General features: G+C 75.0%; 20 protein-coding genes. 11 read left to right on the forward strand and 9 right to left on the reverse strand.

Features of this window, described 5'->3' with window-relative positions; translation table 11 throughout:
• Positions 1–37 precede the first annotated feature (37 nt).
• The gene (locus ACIGG8_RS00935) at positions 38–415 is read right to left on the reverse strand and encodes an MGMT family protein (protein ID WP_396544520.1); all 378 of its coding nucleotides are present in this window, start codon (positions 413–415) and stop codon (positions 38–40) included.
• A gap of 134 nt (positions 416–549) precedes the next feature.
• Between ACIGG8_RS00935 and ACIGG8_RS00940 the strand changes: the two genes are divergently transcribed.
• Positions 550–3348, forward strand: coding sequence for a flippase-like domain-containing protein (locus ACIGG8_RS00940; RefSeq protein WP_396544522.1), 2799 nt, complete (start codon positions 550–552; stop codon positions 3346–3348).
• A gap of 73 nt (positions 3349–3421) precedes the next feature.
• Here the strand turns inward: ACIGG8_RS00940 and moeZ are convergent, their stop codons facing one another.
• From moeZ to ACIGG8_RS00965, 5 genes are all read right to left on the reverse strand, one after another.
• Entirely contained in the window at positions 3422–4600 is a 1179-nt protein-coding gene (moeZ, locus tag ACIGG8_RS00945) for an adenylyltransferase/sulfurtransferase MoeZ (protein ID WP_350522114.1), read from the reverse strand.
• 233 nt (positions 4601–4833) lie between these two features.
• Positions 4834–5850 (reverse strand): NAD-dependent epimerase/dehydratase family protein, encoded by a 1017-nt coding sequence (locus ACIGG8_RS00950; protein WP_396544525.1) that lies wholly within the window; start codon positions 5848–5850, stop codon positions 4834–4836.
• A gap of 110 nt (positions 5851–5960) precedes the next feature.
• Positions 5961–7052 carry a hypothetical protein gene (locus ACIGG8_RS00955; RefSeq protein WP_396544527.1) on the reverse strand — a complete coding sequence of 364 codons (1092 nt, stop codon included), beginning with the start codon at positions 7050–7052 and terminating at the stop codon, positions 5961–5963.
• Positions 7052–8689 carry a DUF3492 domain-containing protein gene (locus ACIGG8_RS00960; RefSeq protein ID WP_396544529.1) on the reverse strand — a complete coding sequence of 546 codons (1638 nt, stop codon included), beginning with the start codon at positions 8687–8689 and terminating at the stop codon, positions 7052–7054. Before ACIGG8_RS00960 ends, ACIGG8_RS00955 begins: the two co-directional genes overlap by 1 nt.
• A 514-nt stretch (positions 8690–9203) precedes the next feature.
• Positions 9204–10106: an alpha/beta fold hydrolase gene (locus ACIGG8_RS00965; protein WP_396544531.1), complete on the reverse strand. Its 903-nt coding sequence runs from the start codon at positions 10104–10106 to the stop codon at positions 9204–9206.
• A gap of 220 nt (positions 10107–10326) precedes the next feature.
• On the opposite strand from ACIGG8_RS00965, the gene ACIGG8_RS00970 reads away from it, so the two are divergent.
• The 3 genes from ACIGG8_RS00970 to ACIGG8_RS00980 all read left to right on the forward strand — a co-directional run bounded on the left by ACIGG8_RS00970 (position 10327) and on the right by ACIGG8_RS00980 (position 11808).
• Positions 10327–10986, forward strand: coding sequence for a TetR/AcrR family transcriptional regulator (locus tag ACIGG8_RS00970; protein ID WP_396544533.1), 660 nt, complete (start codon positions 10327–10329; stop codon positions 10984–10986).
• 131 nt (positions 10987–11117) lie between these two features.
• Entirely contained in the window at positions 11118–11345 is a 228-nt protein-coding gene (locus tag ACIGG8_RS00975; RefSeq protein WP_350522120.1) for a DUF3107 domain-containing protein, read from the forward strand.
• Positions 11346–11481: 136 nt separating this feature from the next.
• Positions 11482–11808 (forward strand): hypothetical protein, encoded by a 327-nt coding sequence (locus ACIGG8_RS00980; RefSeq protein WP_396544535.1) that lies wholly within the window; start codon positions 11482–11484, stop codon positions 11806–11808.
• 8 nt (positions 11809–11816) lie between these two features.
• On the opposite strand, the gene ACIGG8_RS00985 is transcribed toward ACIGG8_RS00980, so the two are convergent.
• Positions 11817–12545 carry a ferritin-like fold-containing protein gene (locus ACIGG8_RS00985; protein ID WP_350522122.1) on the reverse strand — a complete coding sequence of 243 codons (729 nt, stop codon included), beginning with the start codon at positions 12543–12545 and terminating at the stop codon, positions 11817–11819.
• Positions 12546–13021: 476 nt separating this feature from the next.
• On the opposite strand from ACIGG8_RS00985, the gene ACIGG8_RS00990 reads away from it, so the two are divergent.
• The 5 genes from ACIGG8_RS00990 to ACIGG8_RS01010 all read left to right on the forward strand — a co-directional run bounded on the left by ACIGG8_RS00990 (position 13022) and on the right by ACIGG8_RS01010 (position 18883).
• A complete protein-coding gene (locus tag ACIGG8_RS00990) occupies positions 13022–15319 on the forward strand; it encodes a DEAD/DEAH box helicase (RefSeq protein WP_396544537.1) in 2298 nt (765 codons plus the stop codon).
• Positions 15320–15550: 231 nt separating this feature from the next.
• On the forward strand, positions 15551–16426 hold the full coding sequence (locus ACIGG8_RS00995) for an alpha/beta fold hydrolase (protein WP_396544539.1): 876 nt from the start codon (positions 15551–15553) through the stop codon (positions 16424–16426).
• A 397-nt stretch (positions 16427–16823) separates the two neighbouring features.
• Positions 16824–16982 carry a hypothetical protein gene (locus ACIGG8_RS01000; protein WP_158834957.1) on the forward strand — a complete coding sequence of 53 codons (159 nt, stop codon included), beginning with the start codon at positions 16824–16826 and terminating at the stop codon, positions 16980–16982.
• A gap of 307 nt (positions 16983–17289) precedes the next feature.
• Entirely contained in the window at positions 17290–17928 is a 639-nt protein-coding gene (locus tag ACIGG8_RS01005) for a DUF6758 family protein (protein WP_350522125.1), read from the forward strand.
• A 94-nt stretch (positions 17929–18022) separates the two neighbouring features.
• Positions 18023–18883 (forward strand): PHP domain-containing protein, encoded by an 861-nt coding sequence (locus tag ACIGG8_RS01010; protein WP_396544541.1) that lies wholly within the window; start codon positions 18023–18025, stop codon positions 18881–18883.
• Between the two features lie 179 nt (positions 18884–19062).
• Here the strand turns inward: ACIGG8_RS01010 and ACIGG8_RS01015 are convergent, their stop codons facing one another.
• Positions 19063–19704, reverse strand: a complete 642-nt coding sequence (locus tag ACIGG8_RS01015) for a suppressor of fused domain protein (RefSeq protein ID WP_396544543.1) — start codon at positions 19702–19704, stop codon at positions 19063–19065.
• Between the two features lie 431 nt (positions 19705–20135).
• On the opposite strand from ACIGG8_RS01015, the gene corA reads away from it, so the two are divergent.
• Positions 20136–21257, forward strand: a complete 1122-nt coding sequence (corA, locus tag ACIGG8_RS01020; RefSeq protein ID WP_396544545.1) for a magnesium/cobalt transporter CorA — start codon at positions 20136–20138, stop codon at positions 21255–21257.
• Positions 21258–21276: 19 nt separating this feature from the next.
• On the opposite strand, the gene ACIGG8_RS01025 is transcribed toward corA, so the two are convergent.
• Positions 21277–22245: a DMT family transporter gene (locus ACIGG8_RS01025; RefSeq protein WP_396544547.1), complete on the reverse strand. Its 969-nt coding sequence runs from the start codon at positions 22243–22245 to the stop codon at positions 21277–21279.
• A 102-nt stretch (positions 22246–22347) separates the two neighbouring features.
• On the opposite strand from ACIGG8_RS01025, the gene ACIGG8_RS01030 reads away from it, so the two are divergent.
• Positions 22348–22887, forward strand: coding sequence for a hypothetical protein (locus ACIGG8_RS01030; protein WP_396544549.1), 540 nt, complete (start codon positions 22348–22350; stop codon positions 22885–22887).
• Positions 22888–22977: the final 90 nt, after the last annotated feature.

Consider the following 22977-nt stretch of genomic DNA (forward strand, 5'->3'; position numbering starts at 1 on the left):
TCGGGCCCGCCCGCATCGAGCCTACGATCCTCCCCCGTCAATCCCGTCCGTGCGGGGAGTTCGGGGAAATCTCCCGGCCGTCCCAGCGGGCCCGCCGGAGGTCGACCCGGGGCGGGTCGGCGAGCTCGCGCAGCGGGGTGCCCTCCTCGCCGTAGTGGGCGAGGGCGCGCTGCTCGTGCCCGGGCAGGAAGCGGCCGTCCGCGCGGATCACCCGCCACCAGGGCACCGAGCCGCCGTACAGGGCCATCACCCGGCCGACCTGCCGGGGCCCGCCCTGGCCGAGGTACTCGGCGACGTCGCCGTAGGTCATCACCCTGCCGGGTGGAATCCGCTCGGTCAGGTCGAGCACCAGTTCGGCGAAGGGCGGCAGGGCGTCCGGGAGGCCGTCGTCTGTTACGTCCGTCACCTGCGGCATTCTTCCTCACGGGGGCGCACCCTTGGTCCCGTACGAACGGGACGCCGCGCCCGATCCGCCCCCTGTCCAGCACGGGGGGCCGGGGCATGCCACCATCTTCGGGGCGGTGAGTGGTGATACGAGGACAAGACCAGATGACCGGGACGGCTGACGTGGGCGTGGACAAGGACTCCGACGAGTCCTCTGCCGCCGTGCCCCCGGCGCCCGGCGGCGGGACCGAAGGCCGACCCGAACCCGGGCCGACGCCGGAAGTCTCCCTGATCAAGGACCGGACGATCAAGACCCCCGCGCCCGCCCGGGCCCCGGAACAGCCCGAACGGACCGCACCACCGGAGGCCGCGGCCCCGAAGGCGGTCGTCCCGGCGCCGACGGCCCCGGAGCCCTCCACCCCCGAGCCCTCGACCCCCGAACCGGCGGCCCCCGAACCGCTGCCGGACCACCAGGACCCGCTGGACGACGCCCCGCACCTGGACGTCGACGAGCCGCTGCTCGCCGCCCGCGCGCACCGCCCGTCCGACCTGATCCGCTTCCTGGCCGGCGTCTTCGGGATAGTCGCCGTCTTCGTGCTGGCCGGCATCGCCACCTCGACCACCACCGGCATCGAGCAGGACATCGCGACCAACGCGCCGCACTTCTCCGCGGTGCTCTCCACCATCACCGGCCTGGTCTCCAGCGTCGCGGTGCTCGCCGTGCCGCTGGCCTTCGCCGTCGAACGGCTGATCAAACGCGACGGCCTGCGGGTCGCCGACGGCGTGCTCGCCTCGGTGCTCGCGTACGGCGTCTCGCTGGGCATCGACTGGTGGGTGGCCGAGGGCGCCTCCGAACACATCCGCGACGCGCTGACCAGGCTGCCGCTGGACAGCAACGGCACCCTCACCGACCCGGTGCACGGCTACCTCGCCCCGGTGATCGCCTACATGACCGCCGTCGGCATGTCGAGCAGACCGCGCTGGCGGGTCGCCCTGTGGGTGGTGGTGGTCTTCAGCGGCGTCACCGAGCTCCTCGGCGGCTACACCACCCCGCTGTCGCTGATGCTCACGGTGCTGATCGGCTGGTCCGTCGCCTACGGCACGCTGTACGCGATCGGCTCCCCCAACATCCGGCCCACCGGCCAGCACCTGATGATCGGCCTGCGCAAGGTCGGCTTCACCCCGGACGGCGCCCACCGCGCCCCCGACGCCCCCGGCGGCACCCGCCGCTACTACGTCACCCAGCAGGGCGGCCGGCCCCTGGACGTCCACATCATCGACCGCGAGCAGCAGGCCTCCGGCTTCTTCTACCGGGCCTGGCGGCGGCTGCGGCTGCGCTCGGTCGCGGTGCGCCGCAGCCCGCAGTCGCTGCGCCAGGCGCTGGAGCAGGAGGCCCTGATCGCGTACGCGGCGGCCGCCTCCGGCGCCCACGCCCCGCAGCTGGTCGCCACCTCCGAGCTCGGCCCGGACGCGGCGATCCTGGTGTACGAGAACGTCGAGGGCCGCACCCTCGACGAGCTGGCCGACGACGAGGTCACCGACGAGGTGATGGCCTCGATCTGGCGGTCGGTGGCCGCGCTGCACGAGCGCCGGATCGCCCACCGCCGGCTGACCGGCGAGTCCCTGCTGGTGGTGGACGAGCGGAGCGCCTGCCTGGTCAACCTCTCCGGCGGCGACATCGCCGCCACCGACCTCACCCTGCGCATCGACGTCGCCCAGCTGCTCACCACCTTCGCGCTGCGGATCGGCCCGGAGCGGGCCGTCGCCACCGCCAACGCGGTGCTCGGCGCCGAGCGGGTCGCCCAGGCGCTGCCGCTGCTCCAGCCGGTCGGGATGAGCCGGTCCACCAGGGTGGACCTGTCGAAGCTCAGCAAGGAGCGCAAGGCCACCGCCCGGGCCAAGGCGCTGGAGCAGGTCGCGGCCGGCGAGCGCACCCAGCAGCAGGCCGAGGAGGACATCGCGGTGGCCGGCGAGGACCTGCTGAGCCGCATCCGCGGGCAGATCCTGCAGATCGCCCCCGAGGCGCCGATGGAGCCGGCCAAGCTGGAACGGCTGAAGCCGAAGACCCTGATCATGGTCATCGCGCTCACCTTCGCCGCGTACCTGGCCCTGACCACCATCAAGCCGGCCCAGCTCAAGCTCTCCCAGATGAACTGGGCCTGGGCCGCGGCCGCCCTGCTCGCGGCCGCCTTCAGCTACGTCGCCGCCGCGATGAGCCTGACCGGCTTCGTCCCCGAGAAGCTGCCGTTCCGGCGCACCGTCGCCGCCCAGCTGGCCGGCTCGTTCGTCAAACTGGTCGCCCCCGCCGCGATCGGCGGCATCGCGCTCAACACCCGCTACCTGCAGAAGGCCGGCATCCGCTCCGGCCAGGCGGTCGCCTCGGTCGGCGCCTCCCAGCTGGCGGGCCTGGCCGGGCACCTGCTGCTGCTGTTCAGCTTCGGTCTGATCACCGGCAGCCAGACCAACGGCGACCTCTCCGCCTCCCGCGCGGTGATCATCGGCGTGCTGACCGCCGCCGTGCTCGCCCTGGTGGTGGCCGCCGTCGCACCGCTGCGCCGGTTCGTGCTGGGCCGGCTGCGCTCGCTGTTCTTCGGCGTGGTGCCGCGGATGCTCGACCTGATGCAGACGCCCAGCAAGCTGGTCACCGGCTTCGGCGGCATCCTGCTGCTGACCCTCTCCTTCACCGCCTGCCTGGACTTCTCGGTGCAGGCCTTCGGCGGCGACGTCAGCTTCTCGGCGGTCGCGGTGGTCTTCCTGACCGCCAACGCGGCCGGCTCGGCGATCCCCACCCCAGGCGGCATCGGCCCGGTCGAGGTCGCCCTGATCGGCGCCCTGACCGTCGCGGACGTGTCCCCCGCGGTCGCCACCCCGGCGGTCTTCCTCTACCGGGCGCTCACCTTCTGGCTGCCGGTCCTGCCGGGCTGGATCGCCTACAACGTGCTGCAGCGCCGGCACGCGCTCTGACCCGCCGCCGGGGTGCCCGGCGCACGACTGAGGGCCCCGCCGTGCGGCGGGGCCCTCAGTCGTGCGACACCTGCTAGTAGACCGGCTTGTGCGGCTCGATCTGGTTCACCCAGCCGAGCACGCCGCCGCCCAGGTGGACGGCGTTGGCGAAGCCCGCGGCCTTCACCACGGCCAGCACCTCGGCCGAGCGCACGCCCGACTTGCAGTGCAGCACGATCTTCCGGTCCTGCGGCAGCTTCTCCAGCGCGTCGCCCATCAGGAACTCGTTCTTCGGGATCAGCACCGCGCCGGGGATGTTGACGATCTCGAACTCGCCGGGCTCGCGGACGTCGATGAGGTAGATGTCCTCCGCGTCGTCCTGCCACTGCTTCAGCTGCTGCGAGGTGACGGTCGAACCGGCGGCGGCGGCCTGCGCCTCCTCCGACACGACGCCGCAGAAGGCCTCGTAGTCGATCAGCTCGGTGACCGTCGGGTTCTCGCCGCAGACCGCGCAGTTCGGGTCCTTGCGGATCTTCACCTGGCGGTAGTTCATCTCCAGGGCGTCGTAGATCATCAGTCGGCCGACCAGCGGGTCGCCGATGCCGGCCAGCAGCTTGATCGCCTCGTTGACCTGGATCGAGCCGATGGACGCGCACAGCACGCCCAGCACGCCGCCCTCGGCGCAGGAGGGGACCATGCCCGGCGGCGGGGCCTCCGGGTACAGGCAGCGGTAGCAGGGGCCGTGCTCGGCCCAGAACACGCTGGCCTGGCCGTCGAAGCGGTAGATCGAGCCCCACACGTACGGCTTGCCGAGCAGCACCGCGGCGTCGTTCACCAGGTAGCGGGTGGCGAAGTTGTCGGTGCCGTCCACGATCAGGTCGTAGCCGGAGAAGATCTCCATGACGTTGGAGTTGTCGAGGCGCTCCTCGTGCAGCACCACGTCCACGTACGGGTTGATCTCCTTGACCGAGTCGCGCGCCGACTCCGCCTTGGAGCGGCCGACGTCCGACTGGCCGTGGATGATCTGCCGCTGCAGGTTCGACTCGTCCACCACGTCGAACTCGACGATGCCCAGCGTGCCGACACCGGCGGCGGCCAGGTACAGCAGCGCGGGCGAGCCCAGACCGCCGGCGCCGACGCACAGCACCTTGGCGTTCTTCAGCCGCTTCTGCCCGGCCATGCCCACGTCGGGGATGATCAGGTGGCGGGAGTACCGGCGGACCTCATCGACGGTGAGCTCGTCGGCCGGCTCGACCAGGGGTGGCAACGACACGGGGACTCCGATGGGTGTCTTGTTCGGGGTGGCCAGGGCCAGCCTCGGTGCGGGGTTGTTGCTCCGCCACTCGGGTGGCTGTCCAGACCAACAGTGTCACGTCCCCCCGGTATTCCGAGACAGCTCGTCCGAGGGGCGAGACGGGCGGCGCCGGATCGTGGAATCGGCCGCGAGGCCCCGACAGCCGCCCCGGGCCTGGGTTTCCCGGGCCCGGGGAAGCCTGCGGAACACCCTCAGACCCGGCAGGCCGTCTCCAGCCAGACGTCCCCCAGGGACTCCTCCAACGGCACCTGTGTCCGCCATCCGAGACGGTCCCTGGCGGTGCGGACGTCCGCCTGCCGCCACGGCACCGGCTCGCCGGGCACCGCCCGGCCGTCCGGCCGCTGCCCCTCCAGCCGGTGCCCCGGCAGGTACGGGCCGGGCTGGTGGTGGCCGGGAAGGTGGCCGGGCAGGTGGTCGCCGCCCGCCCCGACGGCCTGCGCCGGCAGCAGGACCTGCCGGTTCTCCTCGACGATCGACCCCTCGAAGCCCGAGGCCCGCACCAGCAGCTGGGCCGCGTCCCGGGCCCGGACGGCGTGCCCGCTGCCGATGTTGATCACCCCGGTGGCGGCCGACACCGCGGCCGCCTGGATGGCCCGCGCGACGTCCCGCACGTCGACGAAATCCCGGTATCCGGACAGGTCCGGCATCCGCACCTGGTTCTCGTCCCGCTCCAGCGCCCGCCGCAGGCCCTCGGCCAGCCGCCCGAACAGCGAGGCGGTCGGCGCGCCCGGTCCCACCACGTCGAACACCCGCAGCACCGCCGCGTCCAGCCCGGAGGCCAGCACCAGCTCCGTCCCGGCCAGCTTGGACACCCCGTACGGGCCCACCGGCCGCGGCTCGGCCGCCTCGGACACCGGCACGCCGCCGGGCACCGGCCCGTACTCGGCGGCCGAGCCGACGTGCACCAGCCGGGCCGGCTCCCGGCTGCGCCGGATCGCCTCGCAGACCGTCGCGACGGCCAGCGTGTTCGACCGGATCAGGGTGCGCGAGCTGCCGTAGGTGGCACCCGCGCAGTTGATCACCACCTGCGGCGCGACCGCGTCCAGGAAGCGGGCCAGCGCGCCCGGGCTCCCGGTGGTCAGGTCGAAGCGGATGTCGGCCGAGTCGCGCCGGCCGAGCACCGTCACCTGCAACTCCTGGTCCATCAGCAGACGGTCGGTGACCCGGCGGCCGATGAAGCCGTCGGCGCCCAGCAGCAGCACCCTCATCGGGGGTGTCCTTCCACGAAGCGAGGTCGGGGACGACCTGGCGGACTGAAATCAACGAAGGGACGAAACACGGATCGGGGAGCAGGCAGGGGGCGGGGACACGGGCCGGATCAGCGGTAGGAGCCCGCCCGGCCCAGCACCGCCCAGGCGTACGCCAGCAGCACCGCCGCGACGGCGCCGCCGCCGAGCAGGAGGGCCGAGGGCAGGGTGCGGCCCGCGGCGAGCAGGCCCAGCGTCGAGGCGGGCCCGGCCAGCGCCCCCACCGCCGCCGCGGTCGGTCGGCCGCAGTGCGCCAGCAGCGCGGGCAGCACCAGCAGCAGGCCCAGCACGCCCTGCGCCGCCCACGGCCCCGGGCCGGCCCGCTCGGCCGCCAGGTGCAGCAGCCCTCCGCCGTGGCCCGGTGCCGGGCCCGGCGCGACGACGGTCCGCACGGCCAGTGCGGCGACGGTCAGCGCGGCGAGCGCCGCCAGGTGCAGGGCGACCGCGACCGGCAGCACCGGCCGCATCCGGGACCGGAACTCGGCCAGGGTGCCCGCCGCACCGAGGTGGCCCCGGCCGACCTGCCGGTACCAGCGGGCCGCCCGTTCGGCGGACCCTGCCGACACCGCCGCCGCCAGCGCCGGCGCGACGGCCGACGGGCCGTCCCCGGCCGGTACGGCCAGCGGGAGCAGCAGCAGCGCGGCCAGCCCCAGCCCGTACCCGAACGCGGCCGGGTGACGACGGGACCGCGCGGGCCACCGCGGCACCGGCGCCGGCCCGAGGGCGTCCGACGGGCGTCCCGGCGGGGCGGCCGAGGGGCCGGGCCCGCCCTCCGGCGGCGCGGTCAGCACGGGCAGCAGCACCAGCGGGACGGCGGCGGTCAGCAGCACCGGCCAGCGGGCACCGAGCGCGGCCACCCCCGCGCAGGGCAGCGCGGCCAGCGCGGCGGCGGTCAGCGCCGCCCGGGCCGCGGCCCCGCGCCGAGGCGGCCGGACCGGCCCGGGCTCCGCCGGGCGCCGGGGCACCCGGGCGTACAGCTCCTCGGCGAGCGAGAACAGGTCGGCGTGCCGGCAGCGGGCGGCGGCGTCCGGGCCGAACCCGGCCTCCTCCAGCCCGGCGGCGATCTCCAGCGGGTCGACGGCGCGCTCGCACAGCTCCCGGTGCTCCGCCATCACCTCGCGCACCGGGTCCGCGCTGCTGCCGAGCGCCGCGCGGCCGGACATCAGACGGCCTCCGCGAACGCGGCGGGCTCCGGCGCGGACGACGTCCGGGTGTCGGCACCCACGCCGTCCCCGCCGCCACCGTCCCCGCCGTCCCCACCGTCCCCGGCCGGGACTCCCCGGCCGTCCGCCAGCCAGTACTCGGCGGGCCGGGCGAACGGACGCGGCGCCGGGCCGCCCTCGCCGCCGCCCCCGCCGCCGGGGAAGGCCGGGTACTGCGAGACCAGCTCCAGGTATATCTCCCGGAAGGCGCCGATCACCGGCTCGACGGCGAAGCGTTCCTGCGCCCGCAGCCGCCCGGCCAGCCCGAGCCGGGCCCGCCGCTCCTCGTCGCGCAGCAGCGCCAGGCAGGCGCCGGCCAGGGCGCGCGGGTCGCGGGCGGGCACCAGCAGCCCGGCGGGCCCGACCACCTCGCGGGCCACCCCGACGTCGGTGGACACCACCGCCCGGCCACTGAGCATCGCGTCCGCGAGCAGCCGGGGCGCGCGCTGGGACAGCGCCGAGAAGACCACCGCCGTACCGGCCTCCCAGACCTCGGCGAGCGTCCCCGGCCGTCCGGCGAAGTCCACCGCGGCGGCCACCCCCAGCCGCTCGGCCACCGCCGCGCAGTGCGCCCGGTAGCCGGGCGCCGCCTCCTCGCCGTACAGCACCAGCCGGGCGCCGGGCAGCTCGTCGCGGACCCGGGCGAAGGCGTGCAGCGCCAGCTCCGGGTCCCGGCCGGGCTCCAGCGCGCCCGCCCACACCAGGGTCGGCGCGGCCGGTTCCGGCCCGGCGGCCGGGCGGTCCACGGCCGGCGTCCCCTCGTACACCACCCGGGTGCGGGCCGGGTCGGCCCCGCAGCGGCGCTGCCACTGCCGGTCGTGGGCGCTGCCCGGGGTCAGCACGGCCGCCTGCCGGTAGGTCTCGCCAGTGAGCGCCCGGAAGAAGGACAGCAGCAGCACCCGCACCGGCCACCGGTACGGCGCCTCGCGGTAGCCGAGGTACTGCTCGCGCAGGTGCAGGCCGTGCTCGGTGACGACGAACGGCACCCCGTGCAGGTGCCGGGCCACCAGGGCGGGCAGCGCGGCGAGCCCGCCGCCGACCACGTGGCACAGGTCGGCCGCGCCGAGGCCGCCGGGGCCGGTGCCGTACCAGGGCGCGGACAGCGGCCGCAGGCACTGCTCCAGGAGGTCGGCCGCGACCAGCACGTCGCACACCAGCGGCTGCCCGGCCGAGGTGTCCGCGCCGGGCAGCCGCCAGGTCCGCTCCAGGATCCGCCGGGCGTGCGCGGAGACCAGGAAGGCGGGCAGCCCGCCGTCCTCGCCCGCGAGCGCCGCCAGCCGGTACAGCCCGGGGCCGAAGCCGGCCCGCTCCCCCGGCAGCACCAGCGCCCGCACCAGCTGCTCGTACGCCCCGGCGTACCTGCGTCTGCGCACCGCGCCGGGTGCCCGCCCGGCCGGCCGGCGCCCCCACAGGGCCAGGTCGCGGACGTCGCGCCAGGCGGGCGACAGCCGCTCGACGGCACCCGGGGCGTCCGGGCCGGTCAGCAGGTACAGCTCGAACTCGTGCTCCGGCAGGCCCTCGGCCAGTCGGTCGCACCAGCCTCCGGCGCCACGCTGGGGATGCGGACGGGCACCCTCGGTGAGCAGGGCAATGCGCACGGGAGACCTCCAGGGCAGAGCGGATTCGCGGACGGATCACGGACGGATCGACGGACGGATCGACGGACGGATCGACGGACGGCCGAGCGGCCCGAGCGGTGGCCGGGGGCGCCCCCGTGCGCGGCGGGGACGGCCGGGGCCGGGGAGTCGGTCGGCCGGGCCGGCGCCGCGGCGCCCCGTGCGGCGGCCCGGCGGCACGGCCGCGGCCGTGCCGCGTTCCGTTCCCCCGGGCGCCCGCCCGCTCCGGCGGCCGGACCCGACCGCCGGGACCCCTGGCCGCGGCCGCCCTCCGGTTTCTCCGGCGGCCGCGACTCCCCCACACCTGTTCGGTCCGACAGCAGAAAGGTAGGACCGGCCCCGGGCAATCCATCGGTCACATGCCTGGCTGCCACCTGAACGAGTGAAAGGCCGTGACCTCGACCCGAACCGGGCCGTTACCGGGCGGTACGCGCGCCCGCCCGCGACGCCCGCGTCCGGCGGGCCCGCGACGCCCGCCCGCTGCGGGCCCGCCCGCTCAGCGCGCGGTCTGCGCGATCAGCTCCCGCACCGCGCGGGCGACCTCGTCCGGGTGCTCCATCATCGCCACGTGCCCCGACTCCGGCAGCACCAGCAGCCGGGCGTCCGCGAAGGCGCCGCAGGCGCGCCGGGCCGAGCGGTAGGAGACCAGCTTGTCGCGCAGCCCGTACACCAGCAGCACCGGTGCCGCGACCTGTTCGGCCTGCCGCCACAGCGCCTGGTCGCCGCGCTCGGTGTACGCCGAGACGATGCCGCGGGCCGAGCCGATCAGCGCCTGCATCGCGTGCGGCACCTCCAGCCGGCGCCGGTACTCGGCGACCGCCTCGGCCCGGGCGGCCGGGCTCAGGCTGCCCGGGTCGCCGTAGACCAGCCGCAGCAGGTCCTCGGTGGCCGCCTCGACGTCGCGCCCGTTCGCGGCCAGCCGGCGCAGCACCGCGGGCACCCCGGGGACGGCGAGCAGGCCGGTCGGCCAGGCGGAGCGCTGCGGGGGCAGCTCGGGCAGCGCGGGCGAGACCAGGGTGAGGCTGCGCACCAGGTCCGGGCGGAGGGCGGCGAGGCGGACGGCGACCGCACCACCGAGGGAGTTGCCGAACAGGTGGACGGGGCCGCGGTCGGCGGCCTCCAGGTAGCCGATCACCGCGCGGACGTGGCCGGAGACGGTGAGGTTGCCGTCGGTGGGCGGGTGGGAGCGGCCGAAGCCGGGCAGGTCCACGGCCTCGCCGTCGACCAGTCCGGAGAGCCGGTCCATCAGGGCCGTCCAGTTGGCGGCCGAGCCGCCGAGCCCGTGCACGAAGAGGCCCGGCTCGCGGGCGTCGGCGGCGCCGTCGGCGGCGGCCCGGTGCACCGCGAGCACCGCGCCGGGGACCTCGACCGTACGTACCTGCTGCTCAGCGCTGCTCATGGTGGACGATGGTAGTGAGCCCGGGCCCGGAGCACCCGGGGTGGTCCGGCCGTCCCTTCCCTTCGTCACACCACTGCCGAGGCCGAGGTCAGCGCCGTATTGTGGGCTCCTGACAACCAGCCGACCGTCTTTTCTCGCCTTCGCCGAACGCGGGCGCGGTTACCGAAAAGTAGAATCGGCCATCTTGCCAGCCCCGAACAGACCCGAAGTGAGGAGCGCCGTGACGGCCATCCAGGAGGCGCAGGAGCGCCCGCGCGGTGCCCGCCTGCCGCGAAGCGCCCGCCGTGAACAACTGCTCGGTGCCGCCCAGGAGGTGTTCGTCGCGCAGGGCTACCACGCGGCCGCCATGGACGACATCGCCGACCGCGCCGGGGTCAGCAAGCCGGTGCTGTACCAGCACTTCCCCGGGAAGCTGGAGCTCTACCTGGCGCTGCTCGACAAGCACTGCGACGCCCTGGTCGAGTCGACCCGCGAGGCGCTGTCGACGACCAACGACAACAAGCAGCGCGTGGCCAACACCATGGAGGCGTACTTCAACTACGTCTCCAGCGAGTCGGGCGCCTTCCGCCTGGTCTTCGAGTCGGACCTGACCAACGAGCCGGCCGTGCGCGAGCGGGTCGAGCGGGCCTCCGAGGCGAGCGCGACGCTGGTCAGCAAGGTGATCCAGGAGGACACCGACCTGCCCGAGGCGGAGTCCAAGCTGCTCGCCGCCGGCGTCTGCGGCCTGGCCCAGATCACCGCCCGGTACTGGCTCTCGCAGGGTCTGGAGATCCCGCGCGACGAGGCGGTGCGGCTGGTCGCCAGCCTGTCCTGGCGCGGTCTGAAGGGCTTCCCGATGCACCCGGGCGACCAGCCCGGCGAGGGTGCCCACCAGGGGTGATCCGCCGACCTTCGCCTGGGTGCTGATCCGGTGCTCTATGGTGAAGCCGTACGGCGCGGTCGCCGCGAACGCCTGTTCCAGGCGGTCCGGTGCCCGTGCGTGGAGGCTGCAACCCCGGAGGGACGGAAGCCGTGGAGGTCAAGATCGGCGTGCAGAACGCGCCGCGCGAGATCGTGATCGAGAGCTCGCAGACTGCCGATGAGGTCCAGAGCGCGGTCGCGAAGGCGCTGGAGGGCTCGGAGAAGCTCCTCACGCTGACCGACGAGCACGGCCGCCGCGTCATCGTCCCGGCCGAGCGCCTGGCGTACGTGGAGATCGGTGAGCAGGCCGTCCGCAAGGTCGGCTTCGGCACCCTCTGAGGCGCCGCCCGAGCAGTCGTTACCGGTGCCCCGTTCCCGCGAGGGAGCGGGGCACCGCTGCGTGTACGGCCGGGTGGGGCGGGGTACGGCGACAGGTGCGGCAACGGTGCCGCACGCCCGTCCCCGGGAGGCAGCCTTGCTGGTGGAGTCGCTCGCGTTCGCCCTCGTCGGCCTGGTCACGGGCGGCGCCGCACTGCTGGCCCTGCCCGCGTACTTCCGGGCTCCGCGCGCCCTGACGCTCGGCACCGCACTGGCGGCGGCACTGGTCGGCGGGGTGGTGGCGCATTTCTGCCTGGACGGGCACTACCCGGCGGTGTCGGTGGCGGCGGCCGCACTGGCCTCGGCCGTGCTCACCTCGATGCTGGCCCGGCCGGACCTCGCCGCCGGGCGGGCCCCGGCGCACCGCCACCACCCGCACCGGACCGGCGCCCACCGCGCGCCGCGGCGGCACCGGCCCGCGTAGCCGGTCGGTCAGCTGGCCAGGCCCAGGGCGGCCATCCGCTTGGTGTGCGCCTCGGTGATCCGGTTGAACATCTTGCCGACCTCGACGAGGTCGAAACCCTGCACCCGGACGCCGCCGACCAGCAGGTTTGACAGCGCGTCACGCTCGGCGACCACCCGCTGGGCCTGGCTGAGCGCCTCGCCCATCAGCCGTCGGCCCCACAGCGCGAGCCGGCCGCCGGCCCGCGGGTCGGCCTGGATCGCCTCGCGCACCTTGTCGACGGCGAACTGGGCGTGGCCGGTGTCGGACATGACGCCGAGCACCAGGTCGCGGGTGTCGTCGTCCAGCCGGACGGCCACCTCGCGGTAGAAGTCGGTCGCGATGGCGTCGCCGACGTAGGCCTTGACCAGGCCCTCCAGCCAGTCCGAGGGCGCCGTCATCCGGTGGAACAGCTCCAGCGGCTCGACGAACGGGCGCATCGCCTCCTGCGGGTCGGCGCCGATCTCGGCGAGCCGGTCGTGCAGGCGCTGGTAGTGCTGGAACTCGGCGGAGGCCATCCGGGCCAGGGCCGCCTTGTCGGCGAGGTCCGGCGCCAGCTTGGCGTCCTCGGCGAGCCGCTCGAAGGCGCTCAGCTCGCCGTACGCGAGCGCGCCGAGCAGATCCAGCACCGCCGCCCGGTAGCCGGGGTCGGCCGAGCACGCGGCCCAGTCGCCGATCGAGCCGGCCGCGGCGTCCTGCGTCTCACCATGGGTCTCCATGACCTGTCACCTTAAGGCCTGTCCCCGGGCTCCCGCCCGTGTCGCGACGCCGGGTGACCGGCCCGATCGTGTGATCGTGCGGCGGTCGCCGGGGGCAATGTCAGACGCGTCACGTGTTCGAGTCGTCGCCTGACTGTATGGTGGTACGGAGCCCCGTCGTGCTTGCACGGTGTCACCGCCGTCTCGGTAACCCGCGCAAGCCCGCTCCGAAGCGGCACCGTCCAGCCGGACGTGTCCGCACCGGAGGCACGGGTACTCACGTACGCGGATGCCCGGTCGGAGAGCCGATCGGCTCCGACCATGGCTTGGACTTCAAGCCTTGGCACCGCATCAGTGGCCGAGCGAGGGCCGCCGAGACCACGCCCCCTGGCGGAGGTCCCGCGCAGGTCCCTCACGGGAACCCTCCCCGACGCCGCCGGCGACGCGCCCCGCACCAGGGCAGCGCGCACCGGCCGGCCGCAGGGACCGGCGCGGTTGTGCGTCCGCGCAGCTGTAATCGGGGCCGCACAGGCCCGTACGCAGCCGCGCGGCTGCCCGCCCGCCGCTCGCTCTCGGCCCCTCCACACGGAAGAGGCAGCACCCTGTCCACCACCGCTGAACCCATCAAGACGACGTTCCGGGACCTGGGGATCCTCCCGGAGACCGCCGAGGCGCTCGAAGCCGTCGGCATCGTCCACCCCTTCCCCATCCAGGAGATGACCCTCCCGGTCGCGCTGACCGGCCACGACGTCATCGGCCAGGCCAAGACCGGCACCGGCAAGACCCTCGGCTTCGGCCTCCCGCTGATCGAGCGGGTCGTCGTGCGCGCCGACGTGGACGCCGGCCGGTGCACCGAGGAGCAGCTCTCGGACTTCCCGCAGGCGCTGATCGTCGTCCCGACCCGTGAGCTCTGCACCCAGGTCACCAACGACCTGCAGACCGCCGGCAAGGTCCGCGACGTGCGCGTCCTCGCCGTCTACGGCGGCCGGGCGTACGAGCCGCAGGTCGAGGCGCTCACCAAGGGCGTCGACATCGTGGTCGGCACCCCGGGCCGACTGCTCGATTTGGCCGGCCAGAAGAAGCTGAACCTGTCCAAGGTCCGCGCGCTGGTCCTGGACGAGGCCGACGAGATGCTCGACCTCGGCTTCCTGCCGGACGTCGAGAAGATCATCACCATGCTGCCGGCCAAGCGGCAGACCCTGCTGTTCTCGGCCACCATGCCGGGCCAGGTCATCAGCCTCGCCCGCCGGTACATGAGCCAGCCGACCCACATCCGGGCCACCGCCCCGGACGACACCGGCACCACCGTCGCCAACATCGAGCAGCACATCTTCCGTGCGCACTCGCTCGACAAGGTCGAGATGGTCTCGCGCATCCTGCAGGCCGACGGCCGCGGGCTGGCGATGATCTTCTGCCGCACCAAGCGCACCGCCGCCGACGTCTCCGACCAGCTGACCCAGCGCGGCTTCGCGGCCGGCGCGGTCCACGGCGACCTCGGCCAGGGCGCCCGCGAGCAGGCGCTGCGGGCCTTCCGCAACGGCAAGGTGGACGTCCTGGTCTGCACCGACGTCGCCGCCCGCGGCATCGACGTCGAGGGCGTCACGCACGTCATCAACTACCAGTGCCCCGAGGACGAGAAGACCTACCTGCACCGGATCGGCCGCACCGGCCGGGCCGGCGCCTCCGGCACCGCCGTCACCCTGGTCGACTGGGACGACATCCCGCGCTGGCAGCTGATCAACAAGGCGCTGGACCTGCCGTTCAACGACCCGGAGGAGACCTACTCCACCTCGCCGCACCTGTACGAGCTGCTGAAGATCGCGCCGGGCACCAAGGGTGTCCTGCCGCGCTCGGAGCGGACCCGGGCGGGGCTCAACGCGGAGGAGGTCGAGGACCTCGGCGAGACCGGCGGACGCGGCAGCCGTTCCGCCCGTTCCGGCCGCGGTCGCGCCGGACAGGGCGGCCCCGGCCGTCCGGCCGCCGCCCCGGCCGAGACCGAGGAGCAGAAGCCGCGCCGCACCCGTGAGCGCCGCCGCACCCGTCGGGGTTCGGCGCTCGGCGCCGAGGGCGAGGCCGTCGCCGGCGTGACCGAGGCCGCCGTGGCGGCCCCGGCCGTCGAGGGCGCCGAGGGCGAGGCCGCACCGCGCCGTCGCCGTCGCCGCTCACGCGGCGGTGCCGCCGGTGAGGCCGTGGCCGCTGCCGCGGTCGAGGCGACCGTGGTGGAGGCGGCTCCGGTCGTCGAGGCCGCTCCCGCCGTCGAGGCTCCGGTGGCGGAGAAGCCGGCCGCCCGCACCCGGACCCGGACGCGCAAGCCGAAGGCGGAGGCGGAGGCGGTCGAGGCCGTCGAGGCCGTCGCCACCGAGGTCGTCGTCGCCGAGGCGGTCGTCGCCGAGGCTCCGGCCGAGGAGAAGAAGCCGGCCACCCGGACCCGGACCCGCAAGCCGAAGGCGGAGGCCGTCGAGGCCGTCGCCACCGAGGTCGTCGTCGCCGAGGCCGTCGTCACCGAGGCCCCGGCCGAGGAGAAGAAGCCCGCCACCCGGACCCGCACGCGCAAGCCGAAGGCGGAGGCCGTCGAGGCCGCCACCGAGGCTGCCGTCGCCGAGGCCGTCGTCACCGAGGCCCCGGCCGAGGAGAAGAAGCCCGCCACCCGGCCCCGGACCCGCAAGCCGAAGGCCGCGGCCACCGCCGAGACCGCCCCGGCGGCCCAGGCCGAGGTGGCCGAGGTCCCGGCCCCGCGCAAGCGCACCCGCGCCCGCAAGGCCGCCGCGACCGTCGAGGCGACCCCGGAGAGCTGATCCCGGTGCATCCCCCGAGGGGGCGAGCCAGGCCGACAGGCCCGGCCCGCCCCCTCTGGCGTTCCCGGGCCCCGGCCGCACCGGCGACGAGGGGCCTGCCGCCGTCCGGGCCCGCCGGCGCCGGGCGGGGCACGACACGTCGCCGACGGCACGGGCGCCGGACGGCGGCGGGCACGCCCTAAGCTCGGGGACGTCGGGAAGTCGCAGGCAGGAGAGCAGGGAGACCACGCCATGAGCACGCCGCCGTTCCTGAGGTTGCCCCGGTGCGCGCGGGCCGAGTGGGTGGTGACCGGGCGCGGCGGGTTCGCGGCGCTGCGGGCGGAGCCCGACGGGGCGGTGCTGGGTTCGGCGCTGCTGGTCCCGGGGTTCACCGGCAGCAAGGAGGACTTCATCGGGCTGCTCGAACCACTCGCGGCGGCCGGGTACCGGGTGACGGCCGTGGACCAGCGCGGGCAGCACGAGACCGGTGGGCCGGACGACCCGGCGGCGTACGCCGTCGGCGAGCTGGGCGCGGACGTGCTGGCGCTCACCGAGGCGCTGGCGGCGGACGGCGAGCCGCTGCACCTGCTGGGGCACTCCTTCGGCGGCCAGGTGGTGCGGGAGGCGGTGCTCTCCGCCGCCGCGCACGGCCCGCTGCCGTGGCGGTCGCTGACCCTGATGTCCACCGGGCCGGGCGCGATCGACCCGGCCGAGGCGGCCCGCACCAAGCTGCTGCTGGACGCGCTGCAGGTGATGGGCCTGGAGGAGATCTGGCAGGTCATGCGGCAGATGGAGGCCGACAGCGGGCAGCCGCTGCCGGCCCTCGACCCCGCCGTCGCGGAGTTCCTGCACCGCCGCTGGCTGGCCAACGTGCCGCGGGCGCTGTCCGTCACCGGCGGCCACCTGGTCGGCGCGCCGGACCGGGTGGACGAGCTGGCCGCCGCCACCGCCGGGCTGCCGGTGCTGGTGCTGTCCGGCGTGCGGGACTACGCCTGGCCGGTCCCGGAGCAGACCGGGATGGCCGAGCGCCTGGGCGCCCGACGGGTGGTGGTCGCGGACGCGGGCCACTCCCCCAACGCCGAGCAGCCGGCCGCGACCGCCGAGGCGCTGGCCGCGTTCTGGGCCTGACCGCCCTCCGGTCCCGACCGCCCTCCGTCACCTCACCGCCTTCCGGAAGTGGTCTGTACCACTTTCGGAAGTTCGACGGGCTTCATCGCAGGACAAAATTCATTAGTTACGGTAATCTTTGATTCTGTCCGGGAATCATCGTCGGCCTCGACGCCGACGCGTACCGCTCGAAACCTGGACTTCACGGACGGGCAACGGCCCGGTAGCACCGCCACGACACCGTGGTTACGAGGCACTGGACGCACCAGGCAAGCAGGGGGAGCCCTTGCCGCAGCAGACCGCCGCACGCACGACCCGCCCGGTCCGGCCCCTTCGCCGGACCCGCAAGACCCCGAAAGGGCTGATACCGACTCAGCCGCAATCGCCCCGCCCGACGGGGCAAGGAAGGGAGACGCCCATGACGAAGACCATGCGCTTCGAGATCGTCCGACTGGACGACACCAACGGCTCCGCCACCGACCGCCTGATCGCCGACGCCGCGACCGTCCGCGAGCACGTCCAGGCCGCCGCCCGCACCGGCGAACGCCTGCTCATCCGGCCGTGCCCGACCGTCTGACCCCGCGCGGCGCCTCCGACCGGGAGGCCTCACCCGCCGCAGACGAGCCGGGGGCGTCCGATCCGGACGTCCCGATACCGGACTGACGCCCCGTCATCGCGACCGCCGATGACGGGGCGTCAGTGTGTCCGGGGTCGCGCCCCGGACGTTTGCCGCCGCCCGTCACGGGACATCCCCCAACGGGAACCACCCCGCGCCGCGCCCACCCCGCGCCGGCCGGGCGTCCACCACCGACAGGTGCCGCCGAGCCCTCCGTACGGGTGATCGTCCTTGACGCGGCGGTCCGGAGGGAGGAGCGTTGTCGGCTATGAGGGGCGAGCCAAGCTGCCCGAGGTGCGCCGGTCGGGTCCGCGCCCCCGGTCTGTTCTCAGACACCTGGCAGTGCGACCGGCACGGAGCCGTGCACCCGATGCAGCCCGTGCTGCCCCCGAGCGTCGAGGCCCTGGGCGTCGCCGTCGCCCGCTCGCAGGTCCCCGTCTGGATGCCCTGGCCGCTCCCGGTCGGCTGGCTCTACACCGGCATCGCCCACGCCGGCGACGACGTCTCGGGCGCCCGCGCCACCGCCGTCGCCTGCTCCGGCCCGGCGCCGCTCGGCGGCTTCGGTGAACTGGTGCTGGTCGCCGAGGAACTGGGCGTCGGGCTCGGCGCCCGCTACGCCGGACTCCCGGGGCCCGACCCGGGCGACTCCGTCGGCCTCTACAAGCCCGCCGACGCCAAGCTGATGGCCGCCGGCAGGCCCACCCCGATGTTCCATGTCCCGGACGCCCCGGCCGACCGCGCGGTCTTCGTCGGCGAGGCGCGCGGGCTGTGGCTCTGGGCGATCGCCTGGCCCGAGCAGTCCGCGCTGGTGATGTACGACGAGCTGGTGCTCACCGACCTGCGCGACGCCGGTGCCGAGCTGGACCTGCTGCCCTGCGGGGCGCTCTCACCCCGACTGCTCGGCTGACCCGCCTGGGCCGCCCGCTCCCCGCCGCACCGCCCGCCCCTCGCCCGGACGGCCTATCCTGGTCGGCACCCACGAGCCCCCAGGAGCCCGCCCCGTGCGCATCGACCTGCACGCCCACAGCAACGCCTCCGACGGCACCGACAGCCCGGCCGAGCTGGTCGCGGCGGCCGTCGCCGCGGGCCTCGACGTCGTGGCGCTCACCGACCACGACACCGTGGCCGGCCACGCCGAGGCGGCCGCGGCGGTGCACGCGCTGCCCGACGGCACCCGACTGACCGTCGTGCCCGGCGCGGAGCTGTCCTGCGTCGTGGACGGCGTCAGCATGCACCTGCTGGCGTACCTGTTCGACCCGGAGGAGCCCGAGTTCGCGCGGGAGCGGGAGCTGGTGCGCACCGACCGGTTCCGGCGCGGCCGGGCGATCGTCGAGCGCTGCCGGGAGCTCGGCGCGGACATCACCTGGGAGCAGGTGCAGCGGATCGCGGGCGCCGGCTCGGTCGGGCGGCCGCACATCGCCAGCGCGCTGGTCGAGGCGGGCGTGGTGGCCACCGTCTCGGACGCCTTCACCCCCGAGTGGCTGGCCAACGGCGGGCGGGCGGACGTCCGCAAGCACGAGACCGACCCGCTGGAGGCGGTCCGGCTGGTCCGGGCGGCCGGCGGGGTGCCGGTCTTCGCCCACCCCGGCGCGGTCAAGCGCGGCCGGGTGGTCCCGGACGCGGTGATCGCCGACCTCGCGGCGGCCGGGCTGGGCGCGCTGGAGGTCGACCACACCGACCACGACGAGGAGACCAGGGCCCGGCTGCGCGGTCTGGCCGGCGAGCTCGGCCTGCTGGTCACCGGCTCCAGCGACTACCACGGCACCCGCAAGACCGTCCGGCTCGGCGAGCACACCACCGACCCCGCCGTCTACGAGGCACTGCTGGCGCAGGCCACCGGCGCGAAGCCGATCGAGCGCTGAGGGTACGGGCCGCCGCGTTCCGGCGTGCGGGGCGCGGCAGGGGCCTGCGGGCGCGTCCCGCACGCCCTGCCCGGGTCCCGCCCGGCCCCCGCCCGAGCGGCACCTGAACAGCCGTCAGCGGCCGCCGGGGGCCCGCCGAGGAGCGTCGGGGAACGCCGACCGGGCCGCGGACCGGGCCGTCAGTCCAGCCGGACGCCGCGGCGCTCCGGGTCGCGCAGGTCGGTGCCCTGGTTCAGCCAGCGCTCCTGGAGCGCGGCCGCGCCGTGCACCCGCTTCCAGCCCGCCTCGTTGGGCGTCATCGGCAGCAGCGGCAGGAAGCGGACCGGCTCGGCCGGCTCGGCCAGCTCCAGGTCCTCGACCAGACCGCCCGGCTCGGCGGCCAGCACCGAGGTGAAGGGCGCGCCCTCCCACAGCGGGGCGCCGAGGTCCAGCGAGCCGCCCGGGGCCACCACCAGGCCCTCGACCTGCGGCGTGGCGGCGAAGGTGGCCAGGCTGCGCAGCACGCCGTCACGCCCGCCGCGGACGGTCAACACCAGTTCGGCGCGCGGGCCGCGCACCTGGTCGGCGACCATCGCGGTCGGGTCGGCCATCGGCGCGGCGGACATCCCGAGCGTCGCGTACCGCACCAGGCCCTCGGCGTCGGGGCCGAAGCGCAGCACCTCGATCCGGTCGGTGCCGAGGAAGGTGACCGCGGCCCGGCCGCTCGGCTCGCCGAACGTGGAGATCAGCCGGGCCTCGACGGCGGCGAGCACCGCCTCCCGGGAGAGCTCCGGGGAGCTGCCGCCGTGGGGATCGCCGAAGAGCGGGAAGTCGTGGGCCATGCCGGTGAGCGTAACCCGGTGGGGCGCGCGGGCCGCGTGCGGGCGGCCCGGTGGAGCGACCCGTCAAGGACCCGTAAAGCCTCGGGGAACCCCCGGGCGCCGATGGCCGGTCAGATGTTAGGGTGAGCGACTGGCCACCGGGATGCTTCCGTCCCGGGGCGGCGGCGCGAAGGAGGTGGTTGCGGTGGATACCGGCCGACCATGCAGTACCGGCAGCTCTGCCCGGCCCCGACTTCCCCGTACCCCTCGCCCCGCAGGCCCAATCGGCTGAATCAGCCGCAGTAGCCCAGGGCGCAGGACCACGGCGGACGGACCGGCCGGGAGAGCACCTTCATCCCCCCTTTCACCGGTGTTCTTCGCCGTCGTACCGCGGCCGAACGTTTCTTCTTCCGCGCCGCCTTGCGACGGCTCCCTGCCCCTGGGAGCCTGCCATGTCGATGATCAACAGCCTGCGTGCCGCCGTCCGCACCAACCGCCGCCGGGTCGCGGCCGGGGTGTACGACGTCCTGCCCGAGGACGCCGCTTCGGCGGTCGTGGACTGCGCGGTCTACCAGCACGGCAAGCGCAAGGGCGAGTCCTGCAGCCCGCGCGAGGCCGCCCGCCGGGTCAAGGCCGAGCAGCAACTCCAGGACGGCGCGGGCTCGTTCAGCTGGATCGGACTGCACGAGCCGACCGAGGCGGAGTTCGAGGGGATCGCCCAGCGCTTCGGCCTGCACCCGCTCGCGGTCGAGGACGCGGTGCACGCGCACCAGCGGCCCAAGGTCGAGCGCTACGACGACGTCCTGTTCGCCGTCTTCAAGACCATCCGCTACGTCGAGCACGACCAGCTCACGCCGACCAGCGAGGTGGTGGACACCGGTGAGCTGATGGTGTTCGCCGGGCGGGACTTCGTGATCACCGTCCGGCACGGCGGCCACGGCTCGCTGCAGGAGCTGCGCCACCGCCTGGAGGCCGACGCGGACGAGGCCGGACTGCTCGCCAAGGGCCCCGCGGCGGTGCTGCACGCGATCGCCGACCACGTCGTGGACAACTACCTGCTGGTCGCCGAGCGGCTGCAGAACGACGTGGACGAGATCGAGTACGGCGTCTTCTCGGCCAAGGGCGGCCGCAGCTCCGACGTCGGCCGGGTCTACCAACTCAAGCGCGAGGTCCTGGAGTTCAAGCGCGCCGTGGTGCCGCTGCTGCGCCCGATGCAGCAGCTGTCCGAGCCGCTGCAGCGCCTGGTGGACCCGGACATCCAGAAGTACTTCCGGGACGTCGCCGACCACCTGGCCCGGGTCGCCGAGCAGGTGCACGGCTTCGACGAGCTGCTGAACTCGCTGCTGCAGGCCAACCTGGCGCAGGTCTCGGTCGCGCAGAACGAGGACATGCGCAAGATCACCGCCTGGGCGGCGATCTTCGCCGTGCCCACCATGATCACCGGCGTGTACGGCATGAACTTCGACTACATGCCCGAGCTGCACCACGAGTACGGCTACCCGATGGTGCTCGGCGCGATCGCGCTGATCTGCGTCGGGATGTACCGGGGCTTCCGCCGCAACGGCTGGCTTTAGGGCCCTGGACCGCGGCCGGTCAGCGCCGGCCGCCGCGGGCGACCAGGACGAGGCCGAGCAGGATCAGCACCACCGCCGGGTAGGCGGCCGCCGGGGGCCACTGGCCCAGCCAGAGCGCGGCGATCAGGGCCGCGCCCGGGGTCTCCAGCAGGATCGCGGTGGAGGTGATCGACGGCCCGAGGTTGCGCACCACGCGGTTGCTCAGCGAGTGGCCGAGCAGCTGGGCGGCGACCATCAGCAGCACGATCTGCCACCACACCCCGGCCGGCCAGCCGGACAGCGGGGTCCCGGCGACCAGGCAGATGCCGAGCAGGACGACCGCCGTGGTGGCGTAGCAGACCAGTGTGTACGCGGTGGTGCTGACGGTCCTGCGGACCTCGGCGCCCAGCAGCATGTACCCGGCCGCGGCCAGGCCGGCGGCGAGGGCGAGCCCGTCGCCGAGCAGCGCGCGCGGGGAGAGCGAGAGGTCGACCCCGGTGAGCACCAGCACGCCGGCGAAGGCCACGACCGTGCCGAGCCAGACCGTCCGGGGCGCCCGGACGCCCATCAGCCGCATCAGCAGGATGGTCCACAGCGGGGTGGTGGTGACCAGGGCGGTGGCGGAGGCCACCGAGGTCATCCGCAGACTGGGCATCCACAGCGCGAAGTGGACGGCGAGCAGCGCCCCGGCCGCGACCGCGAGCAGCAGCGCCCGTCGGCCGATCCCGCGCAGCTCGGCGCGGTGGCGCAGCAGCGCGTACGGGCCCAGGACCCCGACCGACATGACGTTGCGCCAGAAGGCGATCGCCAGCGCGGGCGCGGCGGTGGCGCTGATCAGCGGACCGGACAGCGAGATGCCGCCGATCGAGACGGCGAGCAGCAGCAGGTCGAGGGTGGGGAGCGGATGCGTCGGCCGCGGGTCGGCGGTGGGCGTGGCGGCGGGGGCGGTCGCGGGCCGGGCGGCGGGCACGGCGCTCCTCTGCTGGTCGTGGTGGGCGGGGGCGCTCATACGGTAAGGCCCGTGGCGCAGTAATGGAACTGTCGCCCGGGGGCTGAGACGTCCCGGCGTCCCGTGGACGGGAACGGACCGGAAACCCGTACGCTGTCGGCCATGGACCGTACGCCCGCTGCCGCGACCGCCGACGCCTTCCTCGACCAGGCACTGCTGGAGGAGGCCGCGAAGAAGTCCGGCCTGCTCTGGGTGCGCGCGGACGGCCAGGAGCAGGCCCGGCCGCTGTGGCACGCCTGGCACGACGGCGCGGTCGTGGTGGTCGGCGAGGGCGGCGAGCAGCCGCTGCACGGCCTGGCCCCCGGCGCCGGGGCCGTGGTCACCGTCCGCAGCAAGGACAAGGGCGGCCGGCTGACCGGCTGGCACGCCCGGGTGGTCAACCTCGCGCCGGGCAGCCCGCAGTGGCTGGGCGCGGTCGAGGAACTCAAGGGCAAGCGGCTGAACGCGCCCGACACCGACGCCATCACCGAGCGCTGGGCCCGCGAGTGCCGGGTGCTGCGGCTGGAGCCCTCCGGCCCGCTCGCCGAGGGTCCGGGCGCGATGCCGGACGGCTCGCACGCCGCACAGCCGATGCCCACCCCGGCCACCACCCGCCGCCCGATCCCGGCCGGCCTGCCCAAGCTGCTGTTCAAGCGCCGCTGAGGGTTCACACCGAGGACTCCTCGCCCGGCTACCGTGCCCTCGTCGGGCCGGGCCCCGCACTCGCGGGTAGATTTGGCGGCGAGTGCGCCC

This window comes from Kitasatospora sp. NPDC085464, assembly GCF_044541955.1.
In the GTDB taxonomy this organism is placed as follows: domain Bacteria; phylum Actinomycetota; class Actinomycetes; order Streptomycetales; family Streptomycetaceae; genus Kitasatospora.

Coding starts and splice junctions, on each gene's coding strand:
- ACIGG8_RS00935 (WP_396544520.1), bottom strand. CDS start 415: ATGCCGCAGGTGACGGACGTAACAGACGACGGCCTCCCGGACGCCCTG.
- ACIGG8_RS00940 (WP_396544522.1), top strand. CDS start 550: ATGACCGGGACGGCTGACGTGGGCGTGGACAAGGACTCCGACGAGTCC.
- ACIGG8_RS00950 (WP_396544525.1), bottom strand. CDS start 5,850: ATGAGGGTGCTGCTGCTGGGCGCCGACGGCTTCATCGGCCGCCGGGTC.
- ACIGG8_RS00955 (WP_396544527.1), bottom strand. CDS start 7,052: ATGTCCGGCCGCGCGGCGCTCGGCAGCAGCGCGGACCCGGTGCGCGAG.
- ACIGG8_RS00965 (WP_396544531.1), bottom strand. CDS start 10,106: ATGAGCAGCGCTGAGCAGCAGGTACGTACGGTCGAGGTCCCCGGCGCG.
- ACIGG8_RS00985 (WP_350522122.1), bottom strand. CDS start 12,545: ATGGAGACCCATGGTGAGACGCAGGACGCCGCGGCCGGCTCGATCGGC.
- ACIGG8_RS00995 (WP_396544539.1), top strand. CDS start 15,551: ATGAGCACGCCGCCGTTCCTGAGGTTGCCCCGGTGCGCGCGGGCCGAG.
- ACIGG8_RS01000 (WP_158834957.1), top strand. CDS start 16,824: ATGACGAAGACCATGCGCTTCGAGATCGTCCGACTGGACGACACCAAC.
- ACIGG8_RS01005 (WP_350522125.1), top strand. CDS start 17,290: ATGAGGGGCGAGCCAAGCTGCCCGAGGTGCGCCGGTCGGGTCCGCGCC.
- ACIGG8_RS01015 (WP_396544543.1), bottom strand. CDS start 19,704: ATGGCCCACGACTTCCCGCTCTTCGGCGATCCCCACGGCGGCAGCTCC.
- corA (WP_396544545.1), top strand. CDS start 20,136: ATGTCGATGATCAACAGCCTGCGTGCCGCCGTCCGCACCAACCGCCGC.
- ACIGG8_RS01025 (WP_396544547.1), bottom strand. CDS start 22,245: ATGAGCGCCCCCGCCCACCACGACCAGCAGAGGAGCGCCGTGCCCGCC.
- ACIGG8_RS01030 (WP_396544549.1), top strand. CDS start 22,348: ATGGACCGTACGCCCGCTGCCGCGACCGCCGACGCCTTCCTCGACCAG.